The sequence below is a fragment of the Nonlabens xylanidelens genome (genome assembly GCF_002934445.1).
GTDB classification, from domain to species: Bacteria; Bacteroidota; Bacteroidia; order Flavobacteriales; family Flavobacteriaceae; genus Nonlabens; species Nonlabens xylanidelens.
The window spans coordinates 25,750-37,388 of sequence record NZ_PTJE01000010.1; the positions used below are offsets into that span (position 1 = coordinate 25,750).

An 11,639-nucleotide genomic window follows, 5' to 3' on the forward strand; every position below is an offset into this window, starting at 1 on the left:
GCGAAAGCGGATACCTAACAATCACTTTTAAAACAGTACAGATAATAGAAAAGACCAACTTAATAAGTTGGTCTTTTTTTGTTGTTGTGAATTCTTATTACACAATTAGTAATTGGTATATTATTTGACTCTTATTGAATGATTTCATAAAAATCTATTTTATCATGATACATATTTCCAATATATTTTCATCTGTATTTTTTGTTGTTGTCTTTTCAAGTTTATGCACTTGTCCACCACCCAAAAATTGGAAGAGAGCGACACCTATAGAATATGAATATGTGAATGATGTATTCATAGGCGATATTAGAATCGATTGTGACAATGACCTTGAATACCTAATTGTAATATGCGAGGTTTTTAAAGGAGATCTGCAACCTGGTCAAATAATTAAGGGTATTAACTCGGGAACGTGTGGGCCTTATGTTGATACCGATGGAGAGTGGATATTATTCGGTAATTATTCTAGCAGATTTATAGTAAATGATTGTGGTTTATCTTCAAATATTATTGATCCAAAAAAATTATTATCTCCACAACCTATTAACTTAAAAAACAATTTCGAATCTCGAAAATTAGAGGCAAAGCAAAACATAAAACCGCAAATTAATATGCTGCGAGAAATGATCACATCAAAATAAAAGGAAAGACAAATAAAAAATGAAATTATTTAATTTAGATTCTCTATTCTTAACTAATAACAAAGTAATCATTATCTCCAAATTCACTAACTTCACAGTCCGTAAATAAGGATGTTTATTTAGTTAAATGTATAGATATCTCAATCTAATTACTTTACGGAAAAACAAATAATTACGACATCATAGTATGATTAATAAGTACTATAAAATGAAAAAACAGAATCCAAAAAGTAAAATAAAATGAAAAAAATTGCCCTATTACTATTCGTTGCAGGTTTAACATTCTCTTGTACAGAAAAAAAAGAAGAAAAAGCAACTGAAGAAGTCGCTACAGAAAAAACAACAGAGACTACCTATAACTATAAATCTGACCAGACTACTTTAACATGGACAGCTTATAAAACACCCCAAAAAGTAGGAGTTTCAGGTACCTTTGACACGATTAAAGTTACTGGTAATAAAGCATCTAACAATGCTGAAGAAGTACTAGCCGGTGCTGCATTTAAAATAGACGGACTTTCTGTTAATTCAAAAAATGAAATACGTGATCCTAAACTAGTAGAGTTTTTCTTTAAAAACCTAGTAAACCCTACGTTTAATGGTGAATTTGGTACATTTAACAATGGTACTGTAGATGTTACATTAAACTTCAATGAAGTAGAAAAAGTAATTCCATTTACGTATACACTAGTAGAAAATAAGTTAACTATTAATGGTACTATCGACATGATAGAAGACTTTAATGCTACAAAATCATTTGACGCTATTCATGAAGCATGTAAAGAATTGCACAATGGTAAAACATGGCCAGATGTAGCTATAGAAGTTGTAGCACAATTATAAAAATCAAAATCTTTTATAGATTTAAAGCTCATAGATTCACAAACATGAATTTATGAGCTTTTTTATTAATTCTATTTGTAGCTTTGAATAGAAGATTATTAAATGATTTTTTTCCTGAAAAAGAAGAAGAAAATTAAAGTAATAGTTTGATATTGATCTCGCTTTCGCGAAAGCGGAACAAAAAAAAGCCTCCTTGCTTTATACATTCTTAGCTTAAAAAACACCTTTACTCATTATTACTAGAGCTTAAACACCACAACAAATGAAATTAAAAAGAAATCTAATCTATACAGTGCTACTTCTCAATAGCTTGATCTTAATAAACTGTAAATCTGAAGAGAAAGACCAAAATAATTCTGAATACTCTACATCTAAATCACCTAGCGAGGTGTTATCTATCATAGAAGAAAGTACCATTACTCTAGGTAACGGAGATTATATTAAGGATATCAAAGATTTTACTCATGAAGATTATTTTTATACGGTAAATGATGGTGAAGATTGGATAGTTTATAAAACACCGAACTCGGGCGGCACGACAAAAAACTCTAGTAATACCAGGTCTGAATTGCGCCTTAAGGATGAGTGGATTCCAGAAAATGGAGGTCAATTATCTGGCACCTTAAAAGTAACACACGTATCTACTAACGGAGATGCTAGAGTTGCTGCCGCATACTCTGTCGTGGTAGGTCAAATACACAGTAAAGAAGGAAACGAGAATGAACCTATTAAAATATTTTACAAAAAATTCCCTGGCCATACTAAGGGTTCTGTTTTTTGGAATTATGAAATCAATACCAAAGATGATAATTCAAAAAGATGGGATTTTTCTACTGCGGTATGGGGTTATGACATGTCTGTAGTAGGTCCAGAATCAAATACAGCACCAGAAGAACCGGCAGATGGGATAGAATTAGGTGAAGAATTTAGCTATGTAATAAATGTCTCAAACGGTATTATGGAACTTACTTTTACCAGTCCAGGACACGAAACCGTTAATTTTTCTAAGGACTTACTACATACAGAATTTGCTACCAAAGAAGATCTCCCTAAACAAATAACGACACTGTATGCCTCTATAGGTAGAGACGGCACAGAGATGACACATTCTTATGCAGGAGAAATTCAATATTTTAAACAAGGTGCTTACAATCAAGCAAATGGAAAGGACCCTGAAAAAAATATCGTATGGAATACAGGGTCTGACATTTATAATGGCGATTTAAAAAAACAGTATGAAAACGGTAGTTATGCCGAAGTATGGTTTAAAAAAGCTAGCCATAAAGTAAATAAGGCTAGTAAATAACAAGAAGAAAAAGCTGTTAAAGAGAGATGATCGATATCTTAATCTCTCTTTATACGTTTCATGAATTCTATAATATAAGGCTTAACTAATTCAGGTCGTCCCCATGAGATTTCATGACCTGTATTAGGTATGGTGATAATCTCTATATTAGGAAAAACACCCTCGGTATATGACACGTTTATATAAGGGACAAGATCATCTTTATCTCCATGTATGTGCATGATAGGAACAGTCACTTTTTCCCAATCTTTTTCTATTAAAGCAAGTTCTTGTGCATGCGTGGTTTTCTCATCTCCAGCAACACGATAGCCCGTAGGCACTAACCAGCGCGTTAACCAGTATTGTGTAAGGTCAGACTGCCATACTCTTTGTTCATTATCTGGATCAATGGCCGGCGATACCATCATCACACCTTTTACGTTTTCATTTTCTAAAGATAATCTTGCAGCTAGTGGTCCTCCATAAGAAGCGCCTATTACAATCATATTTTTTAAATTAAGAGAACTTACTACTTCATTCATGACCTTGGCTTGCGTATCTATAGAAGTTAATGACTCACCAAAGTTAGAATACCCATAACCTGGTCTGTCTATAGCATGTAGGTTTGCCTTGTTGTACAATAAACTATCTTTAAGATAACGTCTCCAGGCACTTAGCGAACTAGGAGAACCGTGTAAAAAAACAAGATTGATATCGTTATCTTCTTTTGTAACACTTTGAATACGCACATTAAGGTCTAGACTATCTATAGCTACATAAGAGATATGAGATAGAGCGTCTATCTTAGAAAAGGAGGTTGTTATTTCTTCATCATTTAAACGGTATTGTAAACTGCTACAAGAGGTTAAAAACAAACCACCTATTACTATTAAAAATATGTTTTTCATAAAAAGGTGTATCACTAAGCCCAGCGGTAATGTATCAAACAGATATCACAAACGACAGGTTCCTTTTCATAAATTTTACTTAAGAAAAACATAGTAAAATTACACGATAATAATGATTACTCTAAAATTTTAATTCTTACCACCTAAAAATGGTACAAATCTAAACTCGCCAAAGGTTTCTTTTGAGAAGTCTGTTGCACTCTCTCTAACGATAAGTGTCATAATTTGTGGGTCACTACCTACTGGAATCACTAGCCTACCTCCTATTTTTAGTTGGCTTAATAATGTTTGAGGTATTTCTGGTGCTCCACAAGTAACGATAATAGAATCGAAAGGAGCCTCTTCTGGCAGTCCTTTGTAACCATCGCCAAAAACATATTTTCTAGGGCGATAATTCAGTTTTCTAAAAAGTAAATTGGTTTTCTTGTACAGTTCATTCTGTCGCTCTATCGTATAAATTTGAGCTTTCATTTCTAACAATACGGCACATTGATAACCACTACCAGTTCCTATTTCTAAGACCTTATCTCCTGGTTTTAATTGCAGTAACTGACTTTGAAAAGCAACCGTATATGGGTGCGATATAGTCTGGTCTGCTCCTATAGGAAAAGCCTTATTCTGGTACGCATGCTCTAAGAATGAACTGTCTAGAAATAAGTGTCTAGGTACTTTATTCATCGCATCTAGAACAGACTCATCAGTTATTCCCTTTGAACGCATCAACTCTACCAGCTGGCGTCGTTTTCCTTTATGTATGTAATTATCTTTGATAGGGTCAAAAATAGTTTCCTACATTCTATTTTCAATTGAAAAAGTCCAACTATTTTTCAACAAAAGATTGTCAATTAAATGGGATAAGATTCTGTTTACTCATTTTTATTTAACAATCATTTCCCTATTTTTACAAAAACGCAATTACTATGCTTAAAGCAGGAGTTCTCGGTGCTGGTCACCTAGGTAAAATTCACCTTAAATTATTACAACAAAGCGAGCGCTATGATTTAGTAGGTTTTTATGATGCAAATCCTGAGCACGCTGCACAAATAGAGGCAGATTTAGGTTACAAATATTTTTCTGACATTGATGAGTTAATCGCTGCTTGCGATATGATAGACGTAGTCACTCCTACTTCTTACCATCATCAAAGTGGTGTAAAAGTTCTAGAGGCAGGAAAACATTTATTCATAGAAAAACCGATTACTGTAACCGTAGAAGAAGCAAATGAATTGATCTCGCTTTCGCGAAAGCGGAACCTAAAAGGTCAAGTTGGACAAGTAGAACGTTTTAACCCAGCATTTAGATCGGTAAGTGATCGCATAGAAAGTCCTATGTTTATTGAAACACATCGCCTGGCAGAGTTTAATCCTCGCGGTACAGATGTAAGTGTGGTACTAGATTTAATGATACATGATATAGATGCTATTCTTAGTGTGGTAAAAAGTCCGGTTAAGAATGTGAGCGCTAGTGGAGTTTCTGTAATCTCTGAAACTCCAGATATCGCAAACGCGCGTATAGAGTTTGAAAATGGATGTGTGGCAAATCTTACTGCCAGCCGCATCAGTTTAAAACAAATGCGTAAAGCGCGCTTTTTCCAAAAGGATGCTTACATATCGGTAGATTTTTTAACTAAAAAGGTAGAGGTGGTACGCATGAAAAATGCACCAGAAGTTCCAGGAGATTTTGATATGATTTTACAAAATGCCGAAGGAATCAAAAAACAAATCTATTTTGATAATCCAGATGTAGCAGATAATAACGCCATTCTAGATGAATTAGAAACCTTTGCAGACGCTATAGAAAATGATACCAGACCTATCGTTAACCTAGAAGATGGTACTGCAGCACTAGATGTAGCTTTAAAAATAATTAAAGAGTTTAAGTCTTTATAGATAGTAACTCGATATTATAAATAGAATTAAATATTCTGCATTGTAGGCAGGATGATAATCATAAATTAAAAACTAATTACTTCATATTGTGATGGTTTAAATGTTTTCACAGGAGTAATTATTACTAATTAGAAAAATGAAAAACATTACAGTTATAGGTGCAGGAACCATGGGAAATGGAATCGCACACACATTTGCACAATCAGGATTTAAGGTTGCTCTAGTAGATATTTCTCAAGAAAATATCGATAGAGGTTTAAACACCATCGCAAAAAACCTAGATCGCATGATTGCCAAAGAGCGCATCACAGAGGCTGATAAAGCTACCACTCTAGACAATATTACTTCTTATCTAGATTTAAAAGCTGGTGTTGCACAAGCAGATCTTGTGGTAGAGGCAGCAACTGAAAATGTGAACCTGAAACTAAAAATATTTGGTGATATGGATGAATTTGCACCAGCAAATTGTATTCTATCTACTAACACCTCTTCTATATCTATTACTCAAATCGCAGCGGTAACAAAACGTCCAGAAAAAGTAATAGGAATGCACTTTATGAATCCAGTGCCTATTATGAAACTGGTAGAAATAATAAGAGGTTATTCTACTAGTGACGAGGTTACTAAGACCATCATGGAACTTTCTAAGCAGCTGGGTAAAACACCTACAGAGGTTAATGATTATCCAGGCTTTGTAGCAAACCGTATTTTAATGCCTATGATTAACGAGGCTATTGAAACACTTTATAATGGTGTTGCTGGTGTAGAAGAAATAGACACAGTAATGAAATTAGGTATGGCACACCCTATGGGACCATTGCAACTAGCAGATTTTATAGGTCTAGACGTTTGTCTTTCTATTCTTAACGTGATGCACGACGGATTTAAAAACCCTAAATATGCACCATGTCCATTATTAGTTAATATGGTTATGGCTGGTAAAAAAGGTGTGAAATCTGGAGAAGGTTTCTACGACTACTCTACTTCTAGAAAAGCAGAAGTTGTAAGTGCTAGTTTTAAATAAACACCATAAATGCCTACAATAAAACCATTTAAAGGAGTACGAGCCACCGCAGATAAGGTTGCGCACGTAATATCGCGCACTTATCAAGATTATGGTAAGAAAGAACTTAAGGCGCAGCTCAAGTACAATCCTTATAGCTTTTTACAAATTTTAAATCCTGGTTATAAATTTAATCAAGAGATAACTGGACTGGACCGGTACAGTCTCGTTAGAAATAGATATTTAGAATTCAAAGAAGAAGGATATCTAGTAGAAGATGAAAAGGCTGCTTTTTACATTTATGAAAATATAGATCCACATCACAGTTATACTGGTATCATAGCTGGTACGAGCACAGATGATTATCTAAATAATAAAATTAAAAAGCACGAGGATACTTTAAGTTTAAAAGAAAATCTCTTTAAAAATTATTTAAAGGCCGCTGGTTTTAATGCAGAGCCTGTTTTACTTACCTATGAAGATAGATCTGAGATCAATCAACTAATAGCCGAAGTTAAAACTACTGCTCCAGATCAACATTTTTCTACCACAGATTTTAACTCGCATAAAATATGGCCGGTTACAAATCCTCAATTAATAGAAAAAATAGAAAAAGAATTTAAAGAACTCTCACAACTTTACATTGCAGACGGTCACCACCGCAGCGCCAGTTCTAGCCTACTGGCACAAGAAATGGGTGATAAAAAAGAGAGTTATAAATTTTTCATGAGTCTTCTCATAGCAGAAAGTCAGCTTAACATTTACGAATTTAACAGACAGATAAAAGATCTTAATGGTCTTAATAAACAAGAGTTTCTCATGAAACTCGATCAACATTTTAGAATACAAAATCGCGGTTTAGAACTCTATAGACCTTCTAAGAAACACCATTTTAGCATGTATCTAGATGGAGAGTTTTACAGTCTTTATTTGCGTAAAGGACTTTTAAAGGAGTTGACTCCTTTGCAGGATCTAGATCCGCAGTTGTTGTATGATCTTATTTTAGATCCTATTTTGGGTATTAAAGATTTACGCACAGACAGTCGCATACAGTACAGTTATGGAAAACATGACTTAATGCACATGAAAGAACGTGTGGATAAAAGAGAATTCAAAGTTGGTTTCGGCTTATTTCCTACTACGGTAGAGCAAATGAAATCCATAGCCGATGCAGATTTGAGAATGCCGCCCAAGAGTACGTATATACGCCCCAAACTACCTAGTGGTTTGATAATTTATGAATTTTAAACATGAGCACAATTAAAGAATCTCTGTTACGCTTTCGCGAAAGCGTGCAACCAAAAGCTACTCTAGTAGCAGTAAGTAAAACCAAACCTATAAGTGATCTAGAAGAGGCTTATGAAGTTGGTCAACGCATTTTTGGTGAGAATAAGATTCAAGAAATGACCGAAAAATGGGAAACGCTACCCAAAGATATCGAGTGGCACATGATAGGTCACACACAACGAAATAAGGTGAAATATATGGCGCCATATGTTCACTTAATTCACAGTGTAGACTCACCTAGATTGCTTAAAGAAATTAATAAACAGGCTAAGAATAACGATCGTGTTATCAACTGTTTATTACAAGTGCATATTGCTCAAGAAGAATCAAAATTTGGTTTTGACGAGCAAGAGTTGATTACTCTTTTAAACGATGCTGCTTTTAAAGAATATGAAAACATTCAAATTAAAGGCCTCATGGGTATGGCTACTTTTACCGATAATGAAGACCAAGTGCGTGCAGAATTTAAAAGTCTAGCTGCTACTTTTAATAAAATTAAAACAGAAAACTTGTTAGATTCTAGACATGAATTTACAGAATTATCTATGGGTATGACTGGTGATTATAAAATAGCTCTAGAAGAGGGCTCTACTATGGTACGCATAGGTAGTGCCATATTCGGCAATAGGAATTATTAATATTAATAAGCTTAAAAGTCATGGAGCTATCCCTTAGTATACCAGCACTATTATTTCCAGCGATTTCACTAACCATGCTAGCATATAACGCTAGATATCTGGTAATTGCTACGTTAATAAGAAATTTACATGGTCAATATGAAGAAAACTCATCAGAAACTATAAGATTACAAGTTGAAAAATTAAGCAAACGATTAACGCTCATAAAAAACATGCAGGCGGTTGCTATTTTTAGCTTTTTACTAGCGGTGACAACTATGTTGCTTATTTATATTGAACAGAGTTTTATAGCCAATATCGTTTTTGGTTTGAGCCTTATTGCTTTGATGATCTCATTGATATTATCTTTTATAGAGGTTCAAATTTCTACCAAAGCATTAAGTATACAATTACAAAATATAGAAAAGAAAGAGAGATAAACGGATAGCGCACGTTCTAGAATAAATTTAAAAGCCTTGTGAATTTGTTTTCACAAGGCTTTCATATGTTGCTACTACAATGTTTAATAGTGCTAAAATTAAGATAAAACATCTTTTATAACTAAACGATTGTTTAGTTTAGCATCATATTACACAAACAATTAATATAAAAACAAATAATAATGAAAAATATAACCTCAAAATCCATTAATATATTATCAATTCTAGCTATGACATTTTTTGCGATTCCTAAGTTATTAGGTAAACCTACAAGTGTGGCAGGATTTAAACAATTTGAAAAAGTCATTCCTTTAGATGCAGAATTCTTCATGATCTTTACTGGAATATCAGAATTAAGTATGGCGATACTTATTCTATATTTTGCGATTACTCATAAAATAAAAGTTGGAATGTTTGCCTATGCATTTTTATTGATCACCATGATAACAGCATTAGGCTTGGAATTTATTGCTAGACCAGAACCTAAAATGGTATTAGTAATTATCGCAATTGTACTGGTCATATTTTCAGTGTATCAACTCCTCACGTTAAAAAATAAAATAGTTGTGTAAGAAGTTACTATTGTAAGCTTAAGACCATAAAAAAAATAGAATTGAAACAAGAATTTCTTATCGGACAGAATAATTTCTATTTATAAAAATCTAAATGTGTAATTGAATATGATAAAAATAAAGTGATTGACTTCACTTTTGTTGGAAACAATGAACGTTTTGAAACTCTAGAAGAAAATGATGATTTTGAATTCAAAGACTTCATATATCCTCCAGAATTATATATTAGAAACCTTACTTTATCAAAAAATATGCAAAGTTTAATCACAGAAAACAATCATTTAGATTCTGAAATTGGGCTTTACTTTGGTGAACACGGAATGTTTGTTGGCGAGGTTTATGTGAAAAACAATTATATTAGAATTATTGGATTTGGAGAAGTATATGGTGAAAAATATCCTGTAAAAATTAACTATACGCTATAATGCCTAAGCAATAAAACAACAGGTAAAACTACATTTCTTAAAAGCACTTATCCTACTTATCATAGTACAGTAACTCTGATTTTTTAATCTAATATGTATCTATTAGATATAAACCATCCTTCTAATGTTTATGTTTACATCTATCTAAAACTAGTTTCTATTAATAAATTATGAAAAACATACCTCATAAAGAGAATCAAATTCATTGCGTTAGTAATTTTGAAGACTTTATAAGTGCTTCCTTTCATAAAAAAATGAATGCGATTTGCTGGAATCGCGAATTAGTAGGTGATTTTTCTGAGATCGTTAGCCAGTTAGAATCAAATGAGAACATAGTCGAGATTCTACCAGATAATCTTCTAGAACTTCAGCTAAGTGAACAAGGGCAACTGGCTCGTAACATACTTTTAGAAGATTTAAAGACCTTAAAAGATCTGGGCACATCTCCTACTCTTAACCTAATTGAGTTCTATGATAGAGACGATAGTTATCCACCCTTCCCAACAGATGTGTACTCTTTTCATGTAGATCGTTCTCCTATACCAGTAGACACTATTTTGTGCACCTATTATGGCGCATCAAGTGAAATAGTACCCAATTCACAAGCCGTACAAAAAATCCAGATTCCAGAAATACGCGAGGAACTTAAAAAATTACACGACAAATCAGAAGAAGATTTTGAAACCTTTTTAAGTGACAATTTCTTTGACCTACATTATCAAGAAACACCTGAATCACAACCTGTAAAATTAGAATTAGGTAACCTATACAGATTAGCTATCGATCATCCTGAGAGCAAAGTCCTACCTTGCGTACATCGTGCTCCAAAAGAAAAAAACGGAGAGAAAAGGTTATTGCTTATTTGTTAATGACATTTATTGCCATTTATAACATTCAATCTATATAACAGCTGTTATTAAAAAGAAACACCGATAGTTCTTGCGATAACGCAATCTAATAATATCAAAAATAAAGCCTTGTGAAATGAACTTCACAAGGCTTATTATATTAAGGGATTCTATAAATTTAAAAGTATTAGGCTCTCGTTACTTTAAGCACTTTACTTAAATCATAACCACCGAATTTTTTCATATAAGATCTAGTAGAGCTACCATAAGCGTCTCTATTACTCTTGCGTCCATTTGATTTAAGAAATTTCTTCACACCACCTGGTCCAGATAAATGTGCCGCAGCAAGAATACCGCTCTCTGTTACTTCTACACCAGCAATAGTTTTTCCCTCATATTTCTCTATATAAGGTTTCAATATCTTATGGTTGTATCGTAAATTTTGAATAAAGACTCTTTCTTGTAACCTTACTGACTTTAAAAAAGCAGTAGTATCTGTTACACCAAAATGTCTAAGCGTGACAGCACCGAACTGGTACTTACCCATGTAACCTAAAGTATTTACGCGCCAGTGTTGACCTCTAGATTCTTTAAAAGCTAGTGCTTCCTTGAATGAAATAAAACTATCTGCACTGGACGTAGCCAGCGAGTAGTCTCGTAGATTCAAGTCACCACTCTCTTCTTCGTTTTCTGTTTCTTCAAAAGGTCCCATTTCTAAAACCTCTTTTACAGCAGCTTTTTCAGAGTTGCTATTTGAAGAATCGGACTTTATATATTTAAAAGCCGAAAAGCTCATCAACAACACTGCTGGATAAGCAATAAAATTCACATATTGTGATCTCATAAATTTTGTTTCCGAAAGGTTACTGTCACACCTTTCT

14 protein-coding genes are annotated in these 11,639 nt (G+C 33.4%); 11 read left to right on the plus strand and 3 right to left on the minus strand.

Annotated elements, in window-relative coordinates; translation table 11 throughout:
- Positions 1 to 164 precede the first annotated feature (164 nt).
- The 3 genes from LY01_RS14540 (at position 165) to LY01_RS14550 (ending at position 2,790) form a co-directional block, all read left to right on the plus strand.
- Complete coding sequence (locus tag LY01_RS14540; RefSeq protein ID WP_104516737.1) at positions 165 to 641, plus strand: hypothetical protein; 477 nt, start codon at positions 165 to 167, stop codon at positions 639 to 641.
- A 240-nt stretch (positions 642 to 881) separates the two neighbouring features.
- Positions 882 to 1,484 (plus strand): YceI family protein, encoded by a 603-nt coding sequence (locus LY01_RS14545; protein ID WP_104516738.1) that lies wholly within the window; start codon positions 882 to 884, stop codon positions 1,482 to 1,484.
- Positions 1,485 to 1,746: 262 nt separating this feature from the next.
- A complete protein-coding gene (locus LY01_RS14550) occupies positions 1,747 to 2,790 on the plus strand; it encodes a polysaccharide lyase family 7 protein (RefSeq protein ID WP_104516739.1) in 1,044 nt (347 codons plus the stop codon).
- Between the two features lie 38 nt (positions 2,791 to 2,828).
- Here the strand turns inward: LY01_RS14550 and LY01_RS14555 are convergent, their stop codons facing one another.
- Positions 2,829 to 3,677: an alpha/beta fold hydrolase gene (locus LY01_RS14555; protein ID WP_104516740.1), complete on the minus strand. Its 849-nt coding sequence runs from the start codon at positions 3,675 to 3,677 to the stop codon at positions 2,829 to 2,831.
- A gap of 129 nt (positions 3,678 to 3,806) precedes the next feature.
- The gene (locus LY01_RS14560) at positions 3,807 to 4,448 is read right to left on the minus strand and encodes a protein-L-isoaspartate(D-aspartate) O-methyltransferase (RefSeq protein ID WP_104516741.1); all 642 of its coding nucleotides are present in this window, start codon (positions 4,446 to 4,448) and stop codon (positions 3,807 to 3,809) included.
- 149 nt (positions 4,449 to 4,597) lie between these two features.
- Between LY01_RS14560 and LY01_RS14565 the strand changes: the two genes are divergently transcribed.
- From LY01_RS14565 to LY01_RS14600, 8 genes are all read left to right on the plus strand, one after another.
- The gene (locus LY01_RS14565; protein ID WP_104516742.1) at positions 4,598 to 5,566 is read left to right on the plus strand and encodes a Gfo/Idh/MocA family protein; all 969 of its coding nucleotides are present in this window, start codon (positions 4,598 to 4,600) and stop codon (positions 5,564 to 5,566) included.
- Positions 5,567 to 5,702: 136 nt separating this feature from the next.
- Complete coding sequence (locus tag LY01_RS14570; RefSeq protein WP_104516743.1) at positions 5,703 to 6,590, plus strand: 3-hydroxyacyl-CoA dehydrogenase family protein; 888 nt, start codon at positions 5,703 to 5,705, stop codon at positions 6,588 to 6,590.
- 9 nt (positions 6,591 to 6,599) lie between these two features.
- Positions 6,600 to 7,817, plus strand: a complete 1,218-nt coding sequence (locus tag LY01_RS14575; RefSeq protein WP_104516744.1) for a DUF1015 domain-containing protein — start codon at positions 6,600 to 6,602, stop codon at positions 7,815 to 7,817.
- Positions 7,818 to 7,819: 2 nt separating this feature from the next.
- On the plus strand, positions 7,820 to 8,494 hold the full coding sequence (locus LY01_RS14580) for a YggS family pyridoxal phosphate-dependent enzyme (protein WP_104516745.1): 675 nt from the start codon (positions 7,820 to 7,822) through the stop codon (positions 8,492 to 8,494).
- 20 nt (positions 8,495 to 8,514) lie between these two features.
- Positions 8,515 to 8,913, plus strand: a complete 399-nt coding sequence (locus tag LY01_RS14585; RefSeq protein WP_104516746.1) for a DUF2721 domain-containing protein — start codon at positions 8,515 to 8,517, stop codon at positions 8,911 to 8,913.
- Positions 8,914 to 9,095: 182 nt separating this feature from the next.
- A complete protein-coding gene (locus tag LY01_RS14590) occupies positions 9,096 to 9,485 on the plus strand; it encodes a DoxX family protein (RefSeq protein ID WP_104516747.1) in 390 nt (129 codons plus the stop codon).
- Between the two features lie 122 nt (positions 9,486 to 9,607).
- Complete coding sequence (locus LY01_RS14595) at positions 9,608 to 9,910, plus strand: hypothetical protein (protein ID WP_104516748.1); 303 nt, start codon at positions 9,608 to 9,610, stop codon at positions 9,908 to 9,910.
- A gap of 170 nt (positions 9,911 to 10,080) precedes the next feature.
- On the plus strand, positions 10,081 to 10,779 hold the full coding sequence (locus LY01_RS14600) for a hypothetical protein (RefSeq protein WP_104516749.1): 699 nt from the start codon (positions 10,081 to 10,083) through the stop codon (positions 10,777 to 10,779).
- A 166-nt stretch (positions 10,780 to 10,945) separates the two neighbouring features.
- Here LY01_RS14600 and LY01_RS14605 read toward each other — a convergent pair whose 3' ends face one another.
- The gene (locus LY01_RS14605) at positions 10,946 to 11,602 is read right to left on the minus strand and encodes a peptidoglycan-binding protein LysM (RefSeq protein WP_146080450.1); all 657 of its coding nucleotides are present in this window, start codon (positions 11,600 to 11,602) and stop codon (positions 10,946 to 10,948) included.
- Positions 11,603 to 11,639 lie beyond the last annotated feature (37 nt).